We start from the raw sequence: 24245 nt of genomic DNA, 5'->3' as shown, positions 1-24245 counted from the left end.
AAATTCCTCCTAAAATTTGTATACACCTTAATCTGAGCTAGGCGTCGGAGTCTCAACCCGCCAAGATAAAGGAATAATATTTATGAATTCTATTTTCTAGAACTCAACTTTAAATATTATACGATACATCATCACCGAAATCAACTGAAAGTAAGTATTTCGCTTTTTCTTTATCATTATTCATTTGTTCAACTAATGGATCAATACCATCAAATTTAACTTCTGGTCTTAAGTAATGATGCCAATAAACAATAACACGTTCACCATATATATTGTCATTAAAATCAAAGATATTAACTTCAATCACTACTTCAGCTTTAGAAGGATCGTGAAAAGTAGGTTTAACACCAACATTAGCTACACCACGATAGATTTTATTTTCAGCACCTATTGCCATACTAACAGCATAAACCCCTTTTTTAGGTAAAACATAATCATCACTAGGTTGAACATTTGCCGTAGGAAAGCCAATTGTACGTCCACGTTTCTCTCCTTGAACTACAGTGCCTTTAATTCGATAGAGATAACCTAACTGTTCATTTGCCTTTTTTAAATTCCCTTCTTTCAAAGCTTCCCTAATTGCAGTAGTAGAGATTTTTTCAGTTTCCATTTCTTGTTTACCAACTATTGTAGTACTAAATTCATCCATTTCATTTAATACGGACATGTTACCTTTTCCGAATTTACCGTAAGTAAAGTCAAAACCAGCAATTACTTCTTTAACACGATTATTAATAATATAGTCTTGAACAAACTCTTCTGCTGTTACACTCGCAAATCGTGAAGAAAAATTAATAACAATACAATAATCCACGTCGTGCTGTTCAATCATTTCAAGTTTATCTGAAAGTGGTGTTAAATAATCCGTGCGTTTACGTTCAGGATTTAACACAACAGAAGGATGAGGATCGAATGTTGTTACTGCCTTTTTTAGATTTTGCGCTGCAGCACGTTCATCCAATGCTTCAAACACTTTATGATGACCACGATGCATGCCATCAAAAAAGCCAAATGCCATCGCAACGTCTTCTTTTATCAATTGATCTTCTTGAATTGGATGGGTTACTTCTATCACTTTCATAACTTTAGACTCCTTTAATTAAATACTTTTTTAGGTTTTATTTCATGATTTTTTTCCGGATGTTGAATATAAATTGCCATTACTTTCTCCGTCTCAGAATCAATAAAGACAAGTTGTTGTTCAATCGTTTGATTAAATTGTTTTTTATTAAACTTTTGTCCATTTAATATTCTAGTTTTTATATTTTCATCAGAAACATAAATTTTCGGCAAACTTTTCAAACCATATTCTAAAGGAAATAAGTGTGGTTGTAATGTGTCTTGCTCATGTAATTGAGAGATTTGATCTAATGTTATACTATCTTTAATGTCAAACCCACCTGAATTTATTCGTGTCAATAGCGACATGTGAGCTGGATACCCTAATTGTTTACCAATATCCGTTGCTAATGTGCGAATATATGTACCTTTACCACACTTAACCTCAATATTAAAATGACATTTCCCATCTTCGAATTGAAGTTCAGAGGTGCGTGCTATCGAATCTATATTTACTTTACGAATTGGTCGTTCAACAGTTTCACCTTTACGTGCATACTCATATAACTTTTTACCATTTACTTTAACAGATGAATACATAGGTGGAACTTGTTCTATAATTCCTTCAAATTGTTTTAAAACAGCGTCTACTTCGTTTATATTTATTGCGTTTGCTTGTACATCTATTTTATCAATAACTTCTCCTGTTTGATCTTCCGTTGTCGTACTTTCCCCTAGAGTTATGGTAGCGTTATAAGATTTTCCCATATCCATCACATAATCACTTACACGAGTGGCAGTACCAATACATACTGGCAATACCCCAGAAACTTCAGGATCTAATGTCCCAGTATGACCTATTTTCTTAGTTTTTAAGATTTTTCTTAGCTTAAAGACGACATCATGACTCGTCAATCCACGCTCTTTATATACAGGTAAAATACCATTATACATTTTTTCACGTCCTTCAGTTTTAAGTACACTTATGTATCATAACTTATCTGACTTAACTTGTGTTATTTAATATAAAAGTAATAACACTAATTCGTATATCATATAGCTAAATTGGTAAATTTTTAATTACTTTAATTTTAAAAAAAGAGTAGAACTGAAATTATACTAATTTCAATGTCCTACCCCTTAACTATTTAGTAAATTTGCTGTAATTAAGATAATAAATAATTATCTATCTTGCTTATGCAAATCTTGAATCATTTTCTCGATTTTATTACCATACTCAATTGATTCATCATATTCAAAGAATAATTCTGGAACGATACGCAATCTCATTCTTGAACCTAATTCAGATTTAATAAATCCTTTCGCTTTGTCTAAAGCTTTAAACGTATCATTAACTTCTTTTTCGCTACCTAAGACTGTAAGGTAAACTTTTGCTTGAGATAAGTCATTTGTTAAGTCAACGTCAGTAATAGTGATAAACCCTACTCTAGGATCTTTAACTTTATTATTAACGATATCCATAATTTCTTTCTTCATTTGTTCGCCTACGCGTTCTGCTCTCATGTTATTCATTTATGTCACCTCAATATTTGATGTTACTCTTCTTTGTTATTTTATTCACTATTTAAGTTAGATTCAAACGCATTATCTTAAAGAAGTAATATATTGTAAAGTTTATCATTTAAAAAGGTGGACGGTTTCTCCACGTCCACCTATACATATATTGTTAAGTCTTATCTTTCGATTTCAACCATTTCGAATGCTTCGATAATGTCGCCTTCTTTAATATCATTGAATTTTTCAATTGTAATACCACATTCATAACCTTGAGCTACTTCTTTCGCATCATCTTTGAAACGTTTCAATGTATCTAATTCACCTTCAAATAGAACAATTCCGTCTCTAATAATACGAACACCCGCATTACGAGTAATCTTACCTTCAGTAACATAACTACCAGCAATTGTGCCAACTTTAGACACTTTGAATGTTTGACGTACTTCAGCTTGTCCGATAACTTGTTCTTCGAATTCAGGATCAAGTAAACCTTTCATAGCTGATTCAATTTCTTCAATAACATTATAAATAACGCGATGTAGTCTCATATCAACGTTTTCAGCTTCTGCAGCACGTTTAGCACCTGCGTCTGGACGCACATTGAAACCGATAATAATACCATTTGACGCATTAGCTAATGTAACATCTGATTCATTAATAGCCCCAACAGCAGTGTGAATAATACGTACATTAACGCCTTCTACATCGATTTTCATAAGAGAAGCTGCAAGTGCTTCAACAGAACCTTGAACGTCACCTTTGATAATCACGTTAAGATCTTTCATTTCACCTTGTTTCATTTGTTCAAATAAGTTGTCTAATGAAACATTTTTACTTTCTTGACGTTGTTGGATAACGCTTGCTTCATGACGCGCTTCACCAATGCGACGTGCTTGTTTTTCGTCTTTGAAGATAACGAAGCGATCACCAGCTAATGGCACATCATTGATACCTGTAATTTCTACAGGTGTAGAAGGGCCTGCTGATTTAATTCTTTGACCTAAATCATTAACCATCGCTCTAATTCGTCCATATGTGTTACCTACAACTATTGAGTCACCAACATTCAATGTTCCGTTTTGAACTAATAATGAAGCAGCTGGACCACGTGATTTATCTAACTCCGCTTCAATCACAGTACCTACAGCTTGTTTATCAGGATTAGCTTTTAATTCTTGGACTTCAGCTACTAAGCCAATCATTTCTAATAAATCATCAATACCTTCACCACTTAATGCTGAAAGTGGAACAAAAATTGTTTCACCGCCCCAATCTTCAGGGATCAAACCGTACTCAGTTAATTCTTGCATAACACGGTCTGGGTTTGCAGTAGGTTTATCAATTTTATTTACAGCTACTATAGTAGGAACGTTAGCCTCTTTTGCATGGTTAATTGCCTCAATTGTTTGTGGCATTACACCATCATCAGCTGCGACTACTAAAATTGTGATGTCCGTTACTTGAGCACCACGTGCACGCATTGTAGTAAATGCTGCGTGTCCAGGTGTATCAAGGAATGTAATTTTTTTACCAGCATTTTCAATTTGATAAGCACCAATATGTTGCGTGATACCGCCTGCTTCTCCAGCTGTAACTTTAGTATGACGAATTGAATCAAGTAATGTTGTTTTACCATGGTCAACGTGTCCCATAATTGTAACTACCGCTGGGCGTTCAATTGCATCTGGATCAGCTTCTTCTTCATCAAAGTAAATTGATAAATCTTCTTCATTTACCACCACTTCTTTTTCAAGTTCAACACCATAATCATCCGCAATCAATTCTAGTGTTTCTTCATCAAGTGCTTGGTTAATATTAGCAACGATGCCTAATAAGAATAATTTTTTAATAATTCCTGATGATTCAATATTTAATTTATCAGCTAACTCGCCAACTGTAATGCCTTCCTCATATGTGATTTTAGAAGGCATTTCTTTTGGTTCAGCTGCCGGTTTGTTATTTTTGTTACCTTTGTTGTTTTTATTATTTTTATTGTTCTTATTGTTTTTGTTATTTTTATTATTTTTGGCATTATTTTTGTTATTATTATTGCCTTTTTGATTCGCGTTACCTTTGTTGCTTTGTTTGTTATTATTTTTATTGTTGTTATTGTTTTGTTGTTTTTGGTGATTATTTTGAGTGTTTTGTTTTGTATTATTGTTACTTTCTTGTTGTCTAAACTTTTTATCAAGCGTTTTAATTTGATCGTCCTCTAACGCTTGCATATGGTTTGAAACTTCTACATTCATATTTTTCAACTCGTCTATAATCTCTTTACTCTTAACATTTAATTCTTTCGCATATTCGTAAATTCTTTTTTTACTCATATAATCACTCCTTACAATATTCATCTATCATCGACGTAAGCTTAGTCGCAAACCCAGAGTCTATAACTCCAATGTTTACACGTTCTGACTTGCCTAAAGATTGTCCTAATTCTGCTCTTGTACTAAAGATTCTAAATGGAACATGATATGATTCACATTTATTTTTTATATTCTTTACAGTATTTTCTGAGGCATCAGATGCCATGATAACAAGCTTTATATTATTTTTCTTGATTTCAGTAAGCAATACAGACTCGCCAGACTTTACTTTACGGGCTCTCATTGCTAAACCTAAAAAGTTTAAAATTTGTTCTTTGCTCATTTAGGAATCTCTTCTCTATATATCAAACGTATAATTTCTTTATAAACAGGGTCTAGCTTCTCAGAATCTGCATTAAAATATCTTTCAAGTACGCCTTTTTCTTGGGCTGCTTCTACACTTTGAACATCTTTTGAAACATAAGCGCCTCTACCTTGTTGTTTGCCAGTACCATCAGCAAAAATGTCGCCTTCTTTGTTAATAACAACGCGAATCATATCTTTTTTGGGACGCATTTCATTTGTAATAATACATTTACGCATTGGAATCTTTTTCTTCTTCACTTAATTACTCACCCCAATTATCTGCTTATACGTCTTTTTCTTCACTGTCTGCTTCTTCATTATTTTCAGAAGTTTCATCGATATCTGCCGCTAATTCTGCAGTAGTTAAATTTGATTCCTCTAAATTAACATCATCAATTTCAATATCTTCATCATCTGATTCTGATAAAACGATGTCTTCAGCTAATTCTTCAGATTCAATCACAGGATAAATTCCCGCATCACGAGCATCAGTTTCTGATTTAATATCAATTTTCCATCCAGTCAATTTTGCAGCTAATCGTGCATTTTGACCTCTCTTACCAATAGCTAGTGACAATTGATAGTCAGGAACTACAACAACAGTAGATTGATTGTCTTCGTCAACGATAACTTCCAATACTTGTGAGGGACTTAAAGCATTACGTACAAATACTTTAGGATCTTCATTCCATTGAACGATGTCGATTTTTTCTCCACCAAGTTCTTCAACTACAGCTTCAACTCGAGCACCTTTTGCACCAACACATGCGCCTACCGCATCGATATCTGGATTATCAGAATAAACACTAATCTTAGAACGATCACCAGCTTCACGTGCTACTGATTTCACAATAACAGTTCCATCATAAATTTCAGGAACTTCTTGCTCAAATAAACGTTTTAACAAGCCTGGATGACTTCTAGAAACGTAAATTTGTGGTCCCTTAGTTGTCTGTTCCACTTTATTAACATAGACTTTAATACGTTCGTTAGGAATATATTTTTCGTTAGGACTTCTTTCAGCTTCAGATAAGACCGCTTCAATTCTACCTAAGTTAACATAAACGTAACGATGGTCAACTCTATCGATAACACCTGTTAAAATATCATCTTCTTTATCAATAAATTCAGTATACAGAATTTCTCTTTCAGCATCTCTTAGTCTTTGCATTACTGCTTGTTTAGCAGCTTGTGCACCAACACGACCAAAATCTTTTGGTGTAACATCTTCTTCGTAGATATCACCAACTTCATATGCTGGATTTTTAACTAATGCTGTACTTAAATCTACTTCGTCTCTGTCATCAAATACTTCTTCTACAACTTCTTTACGTGCTATAACTTTAAAAGTACCTTCATCCATATTTAATTCTACACGTACGTTTCTAGCACTATCATAGTTCTTTTTATATGCAGTTATTAAAGCTGCTTCAATAGCATCGATTAATACTTCTCTAGGGATTTTCTTTTCTTTTTCTAAATATTCAGTTGCTAATAAAAGTTCATTACTTGCCACAATTATTCCTCCTCATCACGTTAAATCATTACAGCGTGACGTGCTTTTGCAATTTTATTTCTTGGTATTTCAATTTGTTTTGTTTTAGCTTTTTCTTTAACTTCCATCGTGATTGTGTCATCATCAACAGCTTTTAAAATTCCAAGCCACTCTTTATCGCCTTCAATTGGCGCATATAATGATACAAATACTGGTTTATCAATTGCATTGTGATAATCTTTTTCTTTTTTAATTGGACGTTCCGCACCTGGTGATGCTACGTCTAAGTAGTACATATCTGGAATTGGATCATTCTCATCCATTGCCTCGCTGATTTTTTCAGAAGCAAGTGTGCAATCATTTAAATTGACACCGCCCTCTTTATCAATAGAGATTCTTAAGAAATGATCTTTCCCCTCTTTAGTGTATTCAACTTCAACTAATTCAAAATTCAATTCGTCTAAAATAGGAGTTATGATTGTTTCTACTTCCTCAGTGATTTTACTCATACAGGCCTCCTTTTTCGGCAAATAGAAAAGAGCGGGTATATGCCCACTCTTTCTGCCTGAGTCTAATTTTTTACGCAACTTAAGTATATCACACTTTAATTCCTTAAACAAATGTCTATATCTTGCGTCACAGAGACTACTAAAATACTTTTGATCTTGGAATATAAATTACATATCAAAAATAGACAATTGTGCCTTATCTGGAAGATTAGGTAAAGAACCTAAATCATCAAGATACTCAATTATTTTTTGAGATAATCCAGCCTTTTTATTTAAATCTTCTTTAGATAGGAATGGACCATCTTCTCGCGCTTCAACAATACGTTTAGCAACATTCTCTCCAAGTCCAGGTACAGAAATAAATGGAGGAATTAAAGTATCTCCTTCAATAATAAAGTCAAATGCCTGACTTTTCTCTAGACTGATTGGTTGCATACGGAATCCGCGGTGAGCCATTTCATTCATAATTTCTAAGACAGTAAGAACATCTTTTTCTTTTTTACCGAGGTCCATGTATCTTGAATACATATCTTTGACTGTATTCTTTATGCTTTCTTTGTCTTTAATCATAGTAATTAAATCAAAGTCTGATGCACGAATTGTGAAATAAGATGCATAATAATAAAGCGGATGATGTACTTTGAAATATGCAATTCTCACTGCCATTAGTACATATGCGGCTGCGTGAGCTTTAGGGAACATGTACTTAATTTTCAGACAAGAATCTAAATACCAATCTGGTACATTATTCTCTTTCATAGCGTCTATCATTTCTTCAGTTAGACCTTTACCTTTACGCACTGATTCCATTGTTTTAAAGGCCATTGACGGTTCTAATCCTGCATACATTAAATAAACCATGATATCATCACGACAACCTATAACGCTTGATAAATCACAAATACCTGAACGAATCAATTCTTGTGCATTACCTAACCAAACATCAGTACCATGAGATAGTCCTGATATTTGTACAAGTTCTGAAAAAGTTGTTGGTTTCGTATCTTCTAACATTTGTCGAACAAATCCTGTACCAAATTCAGGTACACCGAATGTTCCAGTCTTACAAAGTATCTCCTCTTCAGTTACACCTAATGATTCAGGACTACTAAAGATTTGCATTGTCTCTTTATCATCTACTGGAATGGTCTTAGGATCTATACCAGATAAATCTTGTAACATACGAATCATTGTAGGATCATCATGTCCTAATATATCAAGTTTTAAAACATTATCATGGATGGAATGGAAGTCGAAATGCGTTGTCATCCAAGAAGCGCTTTGATCATCTGCAGGATATTGTATCGGGGTGAAATCATAAATATCCATGTAATCAGGAACTACTATAATCCCACCTGGATGTTGTCCTGTTGTACGTTTTACACCTGTACATCCTTTAACCAGACGATCGATTTCCGCACCACGTTTATGGATACCTTGGTCATTTAAATAGCCTTTAACATATCCAAACGCCGTTTTTTCGGCAACTGTACCTATTGTTCCTGCACGGAAAACCTTGTCTTCCCCGAAAAGCACTTTAGTATAGTTATGAGCGTTTGGTTGGTACTCACCACTAAAGTTCAAGTCAATATCGGGAACTTTATCTCCCTTAAATCCTAAGAATGTTTCAAATGGTATGTCTTGCCCTTCTTTAATAAGTTCAGCACCACAAGTGCTACATTGTTTATCAGGTAAGTCAAACCCTGAACCTACAGACCCATCATCAAAGAATTCACTCGTTTTACAGTTAGGACAAATGTAATGAGGTGGCAATGGATTAACTTCAGTTATTTCAGTCATTGTTGCCACAAAACTAGATCCAACCGAACCACGCGAACCTACTAAATATCCATCATCTAGAGATTTTTTAACAAGACGTTGTGAAATTAAATAGATAACCGAGAAACCATTTCCGATGATACTTGCTAGTTCTTTTTCAAGACGATCGATTACGATTTGTGGTAAATCTTCACCATATAATTTTTTGGCATTCGTGTAGCTTAGTTCACGAATTTCTTCATTTGCTCCATCCATACGTGGCGTAAACAATTGATCTTTAATTGGAATAACTTTTTCAATTCGGTCCGCTAATTCATTTGTGTTTTTAACAACTATTTCATGTGCTTTTTCTTCGCCTAAAAAGTGAAACTCATCTAACATCTCATCTGTCGTTCTAAAATGCGCTTCTGGTAAAGTTGAGCGATTCAAAGGATTACCAGGTTGAGATGCGATTAAGATTTTACGAGCAATTGCGTCATGTTCATATAAATAATGCGCATTTCCTGTCGCTATTACTGGAATACCTGTACTTTCTCCAGCTTTTAATATACGTTCATAAATTTCATAAAGTGTTTCAGTATCTCTAATGAGTTCTCTATCAATAAGATCTTGATACAGTTTAGGTGGTTGTACTTCAATAAAATCATAATATTTAGCGATTTTTTCAACTTCCGATTGGTCTCTCTGCATTACAGCAGTGAATAATTCACCTTCATCACAAGCTGTTCCAACTAGTATGCCTTCACGGTATTCATTTAATAATGAACGTGGAATTCTAGGAGTTCGATAATAGTATTTAACTAATGAGGCACTTACAATTTTAAATAAGTTCTTTAAGCCTTCCTGTGTTTGAACAATTAATGTCACATGTGTCGGACGTGCACGTTTATATGCATCTTCATTAGACAGTTTTTGATTAATGTCTTTATGATTTGTAACTCCTAACTCTTTCATTTGCTGAACCATCTTAATGAAGATATAAGCTGTAGCCTCAGTATCATAAATAGCTCTATGGTGTTGAGTTAATTCTACACCATACTTTTTCGCTAAAAAGTTTAATCCGTGTTTACCATATTCAGTATTAATCGTACGTGATAGTTCTAAAGTATCAATGACACCATTCGTTGATGGCCCAAAGCCAAGTCTTTCATAGCCAGTGTCAATAAAGCCCATATCAAATGATGCATTATGTGCTACAAATATAGCATCCCCAACCCACTCTTTAAATTCAGTCAATACTTCCTCAATCTCAGGTGCATCAGTCAACATATCATCAGTAATGTGAGTTAAATTAATGATTGTTTCTGATAATTTTTCGTGTGGATTACTAAATCGTTCAAATTTATCAATAATTTCCCCGTCTTTAACTTTAACGGCGGCCAATTCTATAATTTGATCGTATTGGTTTGAAAGTCCAGTTGTTTCAACGTCAAATACAACATAAGTTGCTTCTTTAAGATCTCGATCTGTTGGTTTGTAAGCAATAGGTACTCCGTCATCTACGAGCATACCTTCCATACCATAAATCATTTTAATACCATTTTTTTCAGCGGCACCATGAGCATCAGGAAAGGCTTGAACGACATTATGATCTGTAACTGCTATCGCTTTATGTCCCCATTTTGCAGCTTGATTAACATATGCACTTATATTAGGAATACCATCCATTTGACTCATTGATGTATGTAAATGAAACTCTACACGCTTTTCTTCAGCTTTATCTTGCTTAGGTGTCTTTTTGATTTCTTCTATATCAGTCATCATCATTACTAAATCTCTTACAAACGTGTCTTCTTCAATACGTCCTTGAGCGCGTACCCATTTACCTACACTTAGTGCCTTAAAGTGATCTAAATCATCTTTATTTTTTCTTGTAAACATCTTAAGTACAAGAGAATCTGTGTAGTCTGTGACTTTTAACTCAACAATATGACGACCACTCTTTAATTCTTTTAGGTTAATATCAAATATAACCCCTTCAATCGCTACTTTGAACTCTTCCTCAATGATTGATTCAATTGGTTTTATATTATCAATTTGTATCGGTTTACCAATTTGACACTTATCAACATTACTTTCATTGTTATCTTGTTGTTTCGCTTTTTCTGCTTTGATTTTTTCAATTTTTTCAGTTGCTTCACGAGCACTTTTTTCATCTTCTTCTTGAATATGTGCTTCTAATGAAGCTAAATCATCATAAGAACTTGAGTCGTCTGTTTCAAAAACAACTTTATCAATATCAAAACCACATTTACGAAAAGCTTTTACTAAGCTACCATTACATACTTTGTCAAAGTGATTTCTTTCGATGTCATTAGAGGTCATTACTTTCAACACATTACCAGACATAATTAAACGCTTCTGTTTAAGTTGACCTTTTACTTTAGGTGAAAGTGCAGTGTGTTCTATACAATGACCAAAATATTTGATAGCATGCTCATCTTGATTACTTGTATCTTGAATTGTAAAATGCCAATCAACTTTGGCAATTTCTTTAAATTCTTCAGTAATCGCATTAGTGAATATTAAATAATCTTCATGTGATAGAAAATATGGCAATGTAATTTGAAATTCCCACGTTCTATTTTTATTTGACACATCTACTCGCGTTAATTCACCTTTTTCAATTATTGTTTGATCTAGTTGATTGGAAACTTTAATCTGGTCAGCGAGTACTTTGAATTTTTCTTGATTCGTCATTGCCATGACAGATAACCACCCTTATATCTAACTAATTTCTCAATTATATGTATACGCAACGTGTTATTGATCTAACTGCAAACTTGATATCCATTATACTACTTTGCCATGTGCTTTTCATATGTTTCGTTTTAAAATTTTTAGTAAAAAAAGAGGTTTAGACAAATATGAAATTGTCTTAACCTCATTTAGCATTATGCATTGAAAATCCATGTTGAACAAGTGAAATCAAGTACATTCATCAAATTCAACTTAGTCTTAGCAAATTATAAATTACTATAAAGTGTAGCGATATGAGTGTTTAAATCGTTAATATGAACTTCTTCGCTTTCACCAGTTTGACGTACTTTAACTTCAACGATACCCTCACTAGCATTTTTACCAACTACAATTCTTATTGGAAGACCGATTAAATCTGCATCATTAAATTTAACGCCAGCTCGATCTTTACGATCATCATAAAGTACATCATATTGTTGTTGTAATTCTTTATACAATTGATCACCTAATTCTAGTTGTTCATCCTTTTTAGGATTAATAGTAATTAGATGTAAATCAAATGGTGTAACTGATTTAGGCCAAATAATACCATTTTCATCATTATTTTGTTCAACAATAGCACTTAGCGTTCTTGAAACGCCTATTCCGTAGCACCCCATGATTAATGGCTTAGCTTTACCTTGGTTATCTAAGAATGTTGCGTTCATTGCTTCTGAGTATTTAGTTCCTAACTTAAATACTTGACCTACTTCAATGCCTTCTGCAAATTTCGCTTCGCCAGAGCCATCGCTTAATGTTTCTCCTTCTAAGATAAAGCGGAAATCTCCAAACTCATCAACCTTGAAATCTCGATCTAAATTAGCATTAATATAGTGGGATCCATCCTCATTAGCACCAACGACTAAATTATTTAAATCTCTGACATAATTATCTGCAAAAATTCTAATATCTTTATCATGAACTGGTCCCAGTGAACCAGGATTAGCACCTAATAAGTTAACAATCTCTTCTTGAGTAGCCATTTCAACATTATCTGTTTCAAAAAATGCTTTTACTTTGACATCATTTAATTCATGATGACCACGTATTAAGAACATAATGAATTCTCCATCAATTTTAAAAATCATTGATTTAACAATTTCATCAACCGGACGGTTTAAAAAATCAGCTAATTCTTGAGCAGTTTTAACATTAGGTGTTTCAACCTTTTCTAGTTCTGCTACTTCTGTATGCTTTTCATTTGGATGATAAACGACTTCCGCTTTTTCAATATTAGCTGCATAATCACTATGCTCACTATATACGATAGTATCTTCACCAATTTCACTTAAGGCCATGAATTCGTGTGTGTGGTTACCGCCAATTGCACCTGAGTCTGCAACCACTGGTCGAGCATTGATGCCAACACGTTTGAATATACGGTCGTAAGCATTGTACATATCTTGATATGTTTCATCTAAAGATGCTTCATCAGCATGAAATGAATACGCATCTTTCATAATAAATTCTCTACCTCTTAACAAACCAAAGCGTGGACGTTTCTCATCTCGAAATTTAGATTGTATTTGGAATAACGTTAAAGGCAATTGTTTATATGATTTAAGTTCATCTCTAACGATAGAAGTCACTACTTCCTCATGTGTAGGACCTAAAGCAAATTCACGTCCATTACGATCTTTTAAGCGCATTAACTCTGGACCGTATGCACCCCAACGACCTGATTCTTCCCAAAGTTCTGCTTGTTGAAGTGCAGGCATTAAAATTTCAACGGCATCAATGCTTTCCATTTCTTCACGGATGATTTTAGAAATATTATTTAACACACGAGATGCTAATGGTAAATAGCTATAAATACCACTTGTACTTTGTTTGATTAATCCTGCTTTTAATAATAATTGGTGACTCAATGCTTCTGCTTCAGCAGGGACATCTCTCCTAGTTGGTATGAAAACTTTCGATTGTTTCATCACTTAATCCTCCTTATTTTACAAGAAATAACGTTGTATATCGTTCCAAGTTACTAGAACCATTATAATTAAGACAAAAATAGCACCAGCAGCTATTATAATTGTTTCTGCTTTTTTATTAACTGGTCTTCTGAAAATTGCTTCATAGATAACAAATAAAATTCGACCACCATCAAGTGCTGGAATTGGTAATAAGTTCATTATACCTAAGTTAACACTTAATAGTGCAGTGTAGTATGTTAAAGCAATGATACCCTGCTTAACTACAGAGTCAACATTATGATAAATACCCACTGGACCATTTAACATATCAAATGAGAATTGACCTGTGAATATACTTGCAATCATTGTTCCTACAGCTTTAAAGATTAATGTACTGGCACTAACAAACTGATCAAATCCTAGCGCAATTGGTTTTATTAAAGTATGTTCTTTCTCTGGTTGGAAACCTAAAATGTACGTCGTCTCAGAATTTAATTTAGTTTGCTTAATAACTTGCTTTTTAGGAGTTATGTCCACTGTCTTTGTTTGATTATCTCTTTCAAATTTTATAGTTGTTTTATTATCTTTAATTTTATTTGCTGCAGACTGAATGTCATCAAAACTCTTTGTTTTATATTGACCTACTTGAACGATTTTATCTCCGGATTTTAATCCTGCTTGTTGAGCTGGATAGTGATCAGCTAATTGCCCCACTGAGGTAGTAGGTGTTCCTTGGAAATAAGCTAATGCGATAAATAATATTAAGGCTAATATAAAGTTAAATAATGGTCCTGCAAATAACGTTAAAAATTTGGGTAAAGGTTTCTTATGTGCAAATTGTCGATGTCGTGGAGCGATTTGAATTAAACTACCATTCTCAACAAAATATGCTTTTTCAGCAATATTAAAATGATGTCGCTCATTATCATATGAAGTAATACCTTCAATGTACAAATCATCCTTGAAGTCACATTGTTTAACTTCAATTGCTTCTATCTTTTGAAATTTATGCTGATCATCTAAAATTATGTGCGTAATCTCATCTTTATCATTAAGTTTTACTTTAACATTCATACCTGGTTCAACTGGTGGCTCTTCTAAACCGTCTCCAGCCATTCTTACATAACCACCTACAGGTAATAAACGGATGGTATACAAAGTTTCGTTCTTACGGAAACTAAATATTTTTGGTCCCATACCTATCGCGAATTCAGGACACATTATTCCAGCACGCTTAGCAAAGAACATGTGACCATATTCATGTACCGTAACAAGTACACCAAACACGATCATAAATGAGACAATAGTGATTAAATAGCTCACATGATACACCTCAATTAAATTAAATTTCTACTTTTTTCATTAGAACGATGTAGATTATCTATGATTTGGTTAAATTATTCAAGAATTTTACTTTTAATAAAAGGAGTTAAGAATTACATCATCTACTATGTCTAGTCAAATGTGCACTCAATAACTCCTCAATTATAGCACTATACATTTTTCATATATAAATAAAACATTAAAATCACACTACATTTGTATTAATAAAATGTTGAGTAATGGTAAAACAAACATGAAACTATCAAATCGGTCTAATATACCACCGTGCCCCGGTAAAATTCTACCAGAATCTTTAACACCAAAATGACGTTTAAATCCTGATTCAACTAAATCTCCAAGTTGACCAAAGATACTCAAGATAATAGTTACTAATAATAGTAACCAAATATTTAAGTTGAAATCAACAAAGAACAACATAACAATTGGCACAATTAAACTACAAATTAATCCGCCAATAAAACCTTCAATAGTTTTGTTCGGACTAATTACTGGCCATAATTTATGTTTACCCATTAGTCGACCGAAAATATAAGCACCTGTATCTGTTAACCACACCACTAAGAATGCATAAAGTATGTAATGTAAGCCATCTGAACGTGTTGCATAGAAATACATAAATCCAATACCGACATATGCAACTGACATAAGACAGAAAGCAGCATCCATAAAACTAAATCTGTTTTTTGACAGTACAGTGTAACTTAGTAAAATAAAACTCATTGCGATTAAACTTTTTAATTGAATGTTACTAACCCAGTCACCTGCTGATTGAGGTAACATAATAATTATTAATGCTAAAGCACTAAAAATACCAGGGACTGAAATTAATTTAATCATATTCATATTTAAAAGTTCTTTTAATGCAATTAAAGCTAGTAAGTACGCAAACAACATTAACGTTGTACCACCCATCAATAGAATGGGTAGAAAAATTAACAATGCTATAATTGCGGTTAAAGTTCTAACTTTCATACGCTACTCCTTACTTAACCCTCCAAAGCGTCTTTGGCGAGATTGATATATTTTTAAGCAATTTTTAAATTCTTCACCGTCAAAGTCTGGCCACAATTTCTCATTGAATATAAATTCACTATAAGAAGACTGCCAAATAAGGAAATTACTAATACGTTGTTCACCAGAAGTGCGAATTAATAACTCAGGATCTGGGTATGAATGTGTCATTAAATGCTTGTTAATCATTGATTCATCAATATCTTTACTGTCTTGACCATTGCGTTGAAGTTCATCATAAATTGATTTCATACTTTGAACAATTTCAGCTCGTCCACCATAATTGATGGCAAATATTAATTTCAGACCTGTATTATTTTTTGTTTTTTCTTTTGCATGTTCTATTGCTTCAATCGTCGATTTAGGAACTGCATCTAGAAATCCAATCGTTTCTATTTGAACATTTTTTTCAATGAGTTCGGGTAAAAATGTTTTTAAAAAATTAACAGGCAAATTCATGATATAATTAACTTCATTTTCAGGTCTAGACCAATTTTCAGTTGAAAAAGCGTATAGTGTTAAGTATTTAATACCCAAATCACTTGCTTCTCGCGTTACAGTTTTAATGGTTTGCATACCTTCGTAATGTCCTTTAATTCTAGGCATTTTACGCTTTTTGGCCCAACGTCCATTTCCGTCCATGATAATCGCTACATGTTCAGGTAAATTATGTAAATCTAAATCATCGTTATGACTGATTTTAGTCTTATTTCTTTTTATTAGCTTTTTAAACATGGTCTTTCCTCCGAGCCTGATCATCTCTATTATATTATATTAGTTATTTAAGAAATCATCTATCATTTTATCATACTCGATAATGGCATTGAATAAGCAAATGAAAAAACTGTACCAAAGTCTGAATTGGCACAGTTTAGACTAAAATAATTTATAGTAATGTAGAAAGTATATTTATAATAATACTTACACATTATTAAATGAATTAATTTATTGTCGAACTAATTAAACAGACATAATGTCTTTTTCTTTGTCCTCTACTAATTGATCAATTTCTTTAATAGAATTATCTGTAGCTTTTTGAACATCTTCTGTTTGACTTCTTAAATCATCTTCAGTAATGTCACCATTTTTTTCATCTTTTTTCAATTGATCATTAATATCACGACGGATGTTACGGATAGATACTTTCGCATCTTCACCAATTTTCTTAACGTTTTTCACTAATTCTTTACGACGTTCTTCTGTTAAAGCTGGGACAGTGATACGAATAACTTCACCATCACTTGTAGGATTTACACCTAAATTTGCTGCATAAATTGCTTTTTCAATATCAGCTACTGAAGATTTATCATAAGGAGAAATAACTAATAAACGTGCTTCAGGCACATTGATGCTCGCTAATTGTTGAACTGGTGTTGGTGCACCATAATAGTCAACAGTTACGCCACTTAATAAATTTGAATTTGCTCTTCCAGCACTGATATTTGCTAATTCTCTTGATAAATTATCGATAGATTTGCTCATTCTAGCTTTAGTGTCTTGAATTATGTCACTCATATTGTTTACACCTCTAATTATTTAGTTATTAACGTACCTATTTTTTCACCCATAACTGCACGTTTAATATTGCCTTCTTCCATAATTGAAAATACATTTAAAGGAATATTATTATCCATACAGAATGATGATGCAGTTGAGTCCATTACTTGTAACCCTTCTTGTAACATTTGAATGTGCGTCAAGTGTTCATATTTAACTGCATTCTTATCTACTTTAGGGTCTGCTGAATATACTCCATCAACATTATTTTTACCCATTAAAATAACATCGGCTTCGACTTCTGCTGCACGTAACGCTGCAGTTGTATCTGTAGAGAAGTATGGATTACCGATTCCTGCTGCAAAAATAACAACACGTTTCTTCTCTAAATGTCTAATAGCTCTTCGACGGATATATGGTTCAGCAACTTGTTTCATTTCAATTGATGTCAACACACGTGTGTCACATTCTAATTGTTCTAAGCTATCTTGGAGTGCAAGAGCATTCATAACTGTAGCAAGCATACCCATGTAGTCTGCTGTACCACGGTCCATACCTAAATCACTACCAGTTTTACCTCTCCAAATATTGCCACCACCAACGATAACTGCGATTTCGCAATCCATCTTAGCAACTTCAGCTACTTGCTGTGCCACGCTTTTAATAATGATTGGATTAATACCAAAACCTTTGTCTCCTGCGAGTGCTTCACCACTAAGTTTTAATACTACACGTTTATATTTAGAAGTTTGCGCCATTGTTTTTTCCTCTCTATTGTAAAAATATGTAATATATACAAGTAAAGAAGACACTGACGCGCCTTCTAACATAAAGTATCACTTTATAATAGAAAACCTCAAAGGTGTCTTCTTTCTTGTAAATCTTGTCGACAGATTATTTCATTTGACCTTTAACTTCATCTGCGAAGTTTTCTTCACGTTTTTCCATACCTTCGCCTACTTCATAGCGAACGAAGTCAACAAGTTTACCACCTTTAGATTTTAAGAAAGCTTCAACTGTTTGATCTGGATCTTTAACGAAGTTTTGATCAACTGCACAAATTTCTTGAAGATATTTACGTAAACGACCTTCAACCATTTTTTCAACGATGTTTTCAGGTTTACCTTCATTTAATGCTTGTTGTTTTAATACTTCTCTTTCGTGATTGATTTCTTCTTCTTTAACTTGTTCTGAAGAAACATATTTTGGATTGATAGCTGCGATGTGCATAGCAACATCTTTAGCAGCTTCTTCATCAGTAGAACCTTCAACTACAGTTAACACACCGATACGTCCACCCATGTGTAAGTATGCACCAAATGCATCGTTATCAGATTTTGTTCTGATTTCGAAACGACGGATACTTAATTTTTCACCGATTGTTGAGATTGCTTCTTTCATTCTTTCATCAACTGTTTTACCACTTGATAATTTAGTTTCTAATAAAGCATCTACTGTTTCAGCTTTGCTATCAAGAACTTGATTAGCAATTTCTTTAACTAATTCTTGGAAGCCTTCATTACGAGCTACGAAGTCAGTTTCAGAGTTGATTTCAACGATAGCAGCTTCATTTCCTTTAACTTCAACATGTACTAAACCTTCAGCTGCGATACGGTCTGCTTTTTTAGCTGCTTTAGCGATACCTTTTTCACGTAAGTAATCAATCGCTTTATCGATGTCACCATCAGTTTCTGTTAGCGCTTTTTTACAATCCATCATACCAGCGCCAGTTCTTTCACGTAATTCTTTAACAAGTTTTGCTGAAATTGCCATTAATTATTCCTCCAATATTTCTAATTGTAATAATAGATGATACCTAAATATTACCATTAAAGTCACTATAATTTCCAATACTCTAGTAAACTTTAATCATTATTATTTGAAAAAAGGGCGATAAGCATTACATCTTATCACCCATTTAAACTATATCTTAGTTTGATTCAACAGTAGTATTTTCTTCAGTTGATTCTGCTTCTTGAGATTCTTCTTTTTCATCTAAATTGATGTTTTGCTCTGCAGCTACTTCATCGTTAGAAACACCTTGTTGACCTTCTAAGACAGCGTCAGCCATTTTACCAGTTAATAATTTAACGGCACGAATAGCATCGTCGTTCGCTGGGATAACGTAATCAATTTCATCTGGATCACAGTTAGTGTCAACAATACCAACGATTGGAATATTTAATTTACGTGCTTCAGCAATCGCGTTACGCTCTTTACGAGGGTCAACTACGAATAATGCTTGAGGCATAGATTTCATATCACGAATACCGCCTAAGAATTTGATTAAACGGTCGTATTCTTTTTTAAGTTCAACAACTTCTTTTTTAGGTAAAACGTCGAATAAACCGTCTTCTTCCATTTTTTCGATTTCAGAAATACGTTTAATACGTTTAGAAATTGTTTTGTAGTTAGTTAAAATTCCGCCTAACCATCTTTGGTTAACGTAGAATTGTCCAGCACGTTCTGCTTCAGCTTTAACTGACTCTTGTGCTTGTTTTTTAGTACCTACGAATAAGACTCTACCGCCATCTTCAGATACTTGTTTGATGAAGTTATAAGCTTCTTCAACTTTTTTCACTGTTTTTTGTAAGTCAATGATATAGATACCATTTCTCTCAGTGAAGATGTATTTTTTCATTTTTGGGTTCCAACGGCGTGTTTGGTGACCGAAGTGAACACCGGCTTCTAGTAATTGTTTCATTGAAATTACTGCCATTTTAAATTCCTCCTAGTGGTTATTTACCTCCATAATAAACTCATATAAAGACAATTAATTTAATTGCACCCTTTAAATGTACGTTTATCATGTGTGTATTGGCTTTTATAGCCGAAAACAATAATATCATATTTCTATATAATGCGCAATGTTAATTTCACTAAAGAAATAATGCTATACACATTTTTCATAATAAAAACTGTTACAAATAATATATACTTGCAACAGTTGAATGTTGGTTATTTCATTATCGATTTAAATCATAATTATTTATTTCGTTCTAATTCATCAAGGAATTTTTCTTTTTTAACTTTAATAAAGGTACCCTTCATCCCTAAGGATCGTGATTCGATTACACCAGCACTTTCAAGTTTACGTAACGCGTTCACGATTACTGAGCGAGTGATACCTACTCTATCTGCTACTTTTGAAGCTATCAATAGGCCTTCATTACCACCTAATTCTTCAAAAATATGCTCAATTGCTTCTTTTTCAGAATAAGATAATGAATTAATTGCCATAGTGATTGCCGCTTTATCACGTGCCTCTTTCTCAACTTCATTATGTTTCTCACGAAGTATTTCCATTCCAATAACTGTTGCAGCGTATTCGCCTAATACTAAATCATTTTCGTTAAAGTCATCTTTAACACGACCAAGTACTAATGTTCCTAATCTTTCGCCGCCACCAAGTATTGGAAATACAGTTGTACGACTGCTACTAAACACTTCTTTATCTTCAGGTGGGAATACAGTTAATTCATTATCAATATCAATATTAGATTCAGTTTGTTTAACGTCCATTAATAGTTCTGTATATTCACTAGGAATGTGTTTACTTTCTAACATTTCGTTAATTCTCTGACTTTTTAAAAGTTCATTTAAACTTGAACCTAGAATTTTACCTCTACGTGAAACAATAAATACGTTCGTTACTGTAACGCTACTAATTGTTTGAGCAACGTCTTTAAAGTCGACCGCAATACCTTTATGTTTTTGTAATAGTGTATTTAATTCTCTAGTTTTAGATAATAAGCTCATAAAATTTCTCCTTTATTTATATTATAAAATAAATGCACTTAAATCTTTATTTGTTGAAATAGATTTCAACTTATCATCAACATATTGTGGTGTTATATCTACTACAGCATTTGGCATGCTAGGGGCTTCGAAAGATAAATCCTCAAGCATTTTCTCTAAGATTGTGTGTAAACGACGTGCACCAATATTATCAGTGTCTTGGTTAACTTGATATGCCATTTCAGCTAATCTTGTAATCGCTTCCTTAGTAAAGTTCACAGTGACCTCTTCTGTTTGAAGCAATGCCTCATATTGTTTGATAAGTGATAGCTTAGGTTCAGTTAATATTCTATAAAAATCGTCAACAGTTAAACTTTCTAATTCTACTCTAATTGGGAAGCGTCCTTGTAATTCAGGTATTAAATCACTTGGTTTCGATACGTGAAACGCGCCAGCACCGATAAACAGCATATGTTCAGTATTTACAGTACCATACTTAGTTTGAATCATGCTACCTTCTAAAATTGGTAAGATATCTCGTTGTACACCTTGTCTTGAAACATCTTGACCACTATTAGCGTTATTCGTTGCTACTTTATCGATCTCATCGATGAAGATAATACCCATTTGTTCTGCTAACTCAAGCGCTTCTTGATTTGCAGTTTCTTGATCAATTAATTCATCAGCAAAATCATCAGCCAAAATCTTACGAGCTGTTTTAACTGGTACCTCACGCTCAACTTTACGTTTAGGCATGAGTTGATTCATCATGTCTTGCATTTGTTGGTTTTGATTTGTACCGAGCATGCCTAGCGCACCTGGATCTTGTTCTACCTTAATTCTAACTTTCTCTTCTTCAAGTTTACCATCTAATAATTGTTTTTTGATTTCTGAACGCTTGGTTTTAATCTCTTCTGTAGGTGTTTCCTCTTCTTCATCATCATTGTTACCAAAGTTTGGAATTGCACCACCAAGTAATGATTCTAAAGGATTACTATTATTTGACGCTTTTTTCTTCATACTAGGCACAAGTAATTTAACTAACTTTTCATTAGCTTTATTAACTGCTTCGTCTTTAACCAAACCTTTCTTTTGATCTTTAACTAGTCTTACAGCTACATCGACTAGATCACGAACCATACTCTCAACATCGCGTCCAACGTATCCTACTTCAGTAAACTTAGTAGCTTCCACCTTAATAAATGGCGCTCCTACAACTTTAGCCATACGTCTTGCTATTTCAGTTTTACCAACACCAGTTGGACCAATCATCAAGATATTCTTAGGTGCGATTTCTTGTTTGGTTTCTTCATCTAGCAAACTTCTTCTATAGCGATTTCTTAGAGCAATGGCAACTTTTCGTTTAGCATCATCTTGCCCAACTATATATTCATCTAATTTAGATACGATATCTTTAGGTGTTAATTTTATACCGTTTGCATCCATATATTTTACCTCCAACCTAATTAACGTCCATTTATATTCATTTCCATATTTTTAAAAGTTAAAGTGTTTCCACTATAATATTATCATTTGTGAACACACAAATGTCAGATGCAACTTTTAAACTTTCGTAAGCCATTTCTTTAGCAGATAATTGGCTTGCATGACGCTTCAATGCTCTTCCAGCACTTAAAGCATAGTTGCCTCCTGAGCCAATCGCAATTAAATCATCATCAGGTGCAATGACTTCTCCAGTCCCGCTGACCACTAATATTGCATCTTTGTCCATTACAATTAACATAGCTTCCAATTGACGTAATTGTTTATCACCACGCCACTCTTGAGCTAGCTCAACAGCTGCACGTTCCAAATTACCACTAAATTGTTGTAATTTTGTTTCAAACTTTTCGAACAAAGTGAAGGCATCAGCTACACTACCAGCAAATCCAGCTAACACTTTTCCTTCATATAATCTGCGGACCTTGCGCGCTGTTTGCTTCATAATAACTTGCTCACCTAGTGTAACTTGTCCATCACCAGCCATCGCTGCTTCACCGTTGTGTCTAACGGCATAAATAGTTGTTGCATGTAATGATGTTTTACTCATTTATTTACTCTCCTTTTTCGCTCGAGGATGTGCATTTAAATACACTTTACGTAATTGTTGGTTAGAAACATGTGTATATCTTCCAGTTGTCGAAAGATTAACATGTCCTAACAAAGATTGTACCGTTCTTAAATCCGCACCTTGATTGAGTAAATGTGTTGCAAACGTATGTCTTAGTTTGTGGGGGTGAATTTCCGTAACCCCTGCTGTACGTTTAACAACATCATTTAAAACATACCTAACGCCTCTCTCTGTTATAGGGGCGCCATTCATGTTAACTAATAAAAATGAATGTTTGGTATGTTGTATAGGCTTAAATTCTCTTAAGTATTGTTCAATGCTTTGACGACAAAATTCTCCAAACGGAACAAAACGTTCTTTATTTCCCTTTCCTAGTACTTTCACACCAGGTAAAGACATATCAATATCTTTGAGTTGGATATTTACTAGTTCAGAAACACGTATACCCGTTGCATATAATAATTCTAGAATAACGCGATCCCGTAATCCTTTTTTAGTATCTTTTGCTACAGTTTCGAATAATGCTTCCATCTCTTCTTCATAAAAAAACTGTGGCAAGTAGTTCTCCTTCTTAGGATGAACGAGTTGTACGAAAGGATTTATGATTGTCTCGTCTTGTGTCATCCAAAACTCATAGAAAGTTCTTAAAGTAGAAATCTTCCTTGATACAGTAGTACGTTTCAAATTTTGTGAATATAAATAGCTTAAATAATTTCTAGCATCTTTATATTCAAATGTTCTTAGATTAATTAATTCTTGTTCTAAAAAATGATTAAATTGTACTAAATCATCATGATATGATTTTAATGTATGGGCGGAGAAATTTCTCTCAACTTTGAGCATATTTAAGAATGTAACTTGGATTTCTTCCACTTAAAAATCCCCTCCATCATATGCATTGTA

Annotated in this window: 21 protein-coding genes; all 21 read right to left on the bottom strand. The window is 33.5% G+C overall.

The window, feature by feature from the left end; genetic code table 11:
- Window positions 1-109: 109 nt before the first annotated feature.
- Window positions 110-1081, bottom strand: a complete 972-nt coding sequence (ribF, locus tag AC1RRU_RS00945; RefSeq protein ID WP_011275927.1) for a riboflavin biosynthesis protein RibF — start codon at window positions 1079-1081, stop codon at window positions 110-112.
- 14 nt (window positions 1082-1095) lie between these two features.
- Complete coding sequence (gene truB, locus AC1RRU_RS00940; RefSeq protein WP_011275928.1) at window positions 1096-2013, bottom strand: tRNA pseudouridine(55) synthase TruB; 918 nt, start codon at window positions 2011-2013, stop codon at window positions 1096-1098.
- 228 nt (window positions 2014-2241) lie between these two features.
- On the bottom strand, window positions 2242-2592 hold the full coding sequence (gene rbfA, locus AC1RRU_RS00935; RefSeq protein ID WP_011275930.1) for a 30S ribosome-binding factor RbfA: 351 nt from the start codon (window positions 2590-2592) through the stop codon (window positions 2242-2244).
- Window positions 2593-2753: 161 nt separating this feature from the next.
- Entirely contained in the window at window positions 2754-4904 is a 2151-nt protein-coding gene (infB, locus tag AC1RRU_RS00930; protein WP_011275931.1) for a translation initiation factor IF-2, read from the bottom strand.
- Window positions 4905-4908: 4 nt separating this feature from the next.
- A complete protein-coding gene (locus tag AC1RRU_RS00925) occupies window positions 4909-5226 on the bottom strand; it encodes a YlxQ family RNA-binding protein (RefSeq protein WP_011275932.1) in 318 nt (105 codons plus the stop codon).
- Window positions 5223-5507: an RNase P modulator RnpM gene (gene rnpM, locus AC1RRU_RS00920; RefSeq protein WP_011275933.1), complete on the bottom strand. Its 285-nt coding sequence runs from the start codon at window positions 5505-5507 to the stop codon at window positions 5223-5225. The genes AC1RRU_RS00925 and rnpM overlap by 4 nt, the downstream gene beginning before the upstream one ends.
- 25 nt (window positions 5508-5532) lie before the next feature.
- Window positions 5533-6765 carry a transcription termination factor NusA gene (nusA, locus tag AC1RRU_RS00915; protein WP_011275934.1) on the bottom strand — a complete coding sequence of 411 codons (1233 nt, stop codon included), beginning with the start codon at window positions 6763-6765 and terminating at the stop codon, window positions 5533-5535.
- 20 nt (window positions 6766-6785) lie between these two features.
- The gene (gene rimP / locus AC1RRU_RS00910; protein WP_011275935.1) at window positions 6786-7253 is read right to left on the bottom strand and encodes a ribosome maturation factor RimP; all 468 of its coding nucleotides are present in this window, start codon (window positions 7251-7253) and stop codon (window positions 6786-6788) included.
- 168 nt (window positions 7254-7421) lie between these two features.
- Complete coding sequence (locus AC1RRU_RS00905; RefSeq protein WP_016930687.1) at window positions 7422-11738, bottom strand: PolC-type DNA polymerase III; 4317 nt, start codon at window positions 11736-11738, stop codon at window positions 7422-7424.
- A gap of 260 nt (window positions 11739-11998) precedes the next feature.
- On the bottom strand, window positions 11999-13699 hold the full coding sequence (locus AC1RRU_RS00900) for a proline--tRNA ligase (RefSeq protein ID WP_011275937.1): 1701 nt from the start codon (window positions 13697-13699) through the stop codon (window positions 11999-12001).
- An 18-nt stretch (window positions 13700-13717) separates the two neighbouring features.
- Window positions 13718-15004, bottom strand: a complete 1287-nt coding sequence (gene rseP / locus AC1RRU_RS00895; protein ID WP_011275938.1) for an RIP metalloprotease RseP — start codon at window positions 15002-15004, stop codon at window positions 13718-13720.
- A 210-nt stretch (window positions 15005-15214) separates the two neighbouring features.
- Window positions 15215-15997 (bottom strand): phosphatidate cytidylyltransferase, encoded by a 783-nt coding sequence (locus AC1RRU_RS00890; RefSeq protein ID WP_011275939.1) that lies wholly within the window; start codon window positions 15995-15997, stop codon window positions 15215-15217.
- A gap of 3 nt (window positions 15998-16000) precedes the next feature.
- On the bottom strand, window positions 16001-16771 hold the full coding sequence (gene uppS, locus AC1RRU_RS00885) for an undecaprenyl pyrophosphate synthase (protein ID WP_011275940.1): 771 nt from the start codon (window positions 16769-16771) through the stop codon (window positions 16001-16003).
- 225 nt (window positions 16772-16996) lie between these two features.
- Window positions 16997-17551: a ribosome recycling factor gene (gene frr, locus AC1RRU_RS00880; protein ID WP_011275941.1), complete on the bottom strand. Its 555-nt coding sequence runs from the start codon at window positions 17549-17551 to the stop codon at window positions 16997-16999.
- A 17-nt stretch (window positions 17552-17568) separates the two neighbouring features.
- Window positions 17569-18291, bottom strand: a complete 723-nt coding sequence (gene pyrH / locus AC1RRU_RS00875; RefSeq protein ID WP_011275942.1) for a UMP kinase — start codon at window positions 18289-18291, stop codon at window positions 17569-17571.
- A gap of 136 nt (window positions 18292-18427) precedes the next feature.
- On the bottom strand, window positions 18428-19306 hold the full coding sequence (tsf, locus tag AC1RRU_RS00870; protein WP_011275943.1) for a translation elongation factor Ts: 879 nt from the start codon (window positions 19304-19306) through the stop codon (window positions 18428-18430).
- A gap of 157 nt (window positions 19307-19463) precedes the next feature.
- The gene (gene rpsB / locus AC1RRU_RS00865; RefSeq protein WP_011275944.1) at window positions 19464-20252 is read right to left on the bottom strand and encodes a 30S ribosomal protein S2; all 789 of its coding nucleotides are present in this window, start codon (window positions 20250-20252) and stop codon (window positions 19464-19466) included.
- Between the two features lie 266 nt (window positions 20253-20518).
- On the bottom strand, window positions 20519-21292 hold the full coding sequence (gene codY / locus AC1RRU_RS00860; RefSeq protein WP_011275945.1) for a GTP-sensing pleiotropic transcriptional regulator CodY: 774 nt from the start codon (window positions 21290-21292) through the stop codon (window positions 20519-20521).
- A 21-nt stretch (window positions 21293-21313) separates the two neighbouring features.
- Window positions 21314-22717, bottom strand: a complete 1404-nt coding sequence (gene hslU, locus AC1RRU_RS00855; protein ID WP_011275946.1) for an ATP-dependent protease ATPase subunit HslU — start codon at window positions 22715-22717, stop codon at window positions 21314-21316.
- A 58-nt stretch (window positions 22718-22775) separates the two neighbouring features.
- Complete coding sequence (hslV, locus tag AC1RRU_RS00850) at window positions 22776-23321, bottom strand: ATP-dependent protease subunit HslV (RefSeq protein ID WP_011275947.1); 546 nt, start codon at window positions 23319-23321, stop codon at window positions 22776-22778.
- Window positions 23322-24185: a tyrosine recombinase XerC gene (gene xerC / locus AC1RRU_RS00845; RefSeq protein ID WP_210423028.1), complete on the bottom strand. Its 864-nt coding sequence runs from the start codon at window positions 24183-24185 to the stop codon at window positions 23322-23324.
- Between the last annotated feature and the right edge of the window lie 60 nt (window positions 24186-24245).

Source organism: Staphylococcus sp. GW821-FHT11H10 (genome assembly GCF_058807855.1).
Note: the sequence above shows the minus strand (reverse complement) of the source record. Positions and strands in the feature narration are given on the sequence as shown.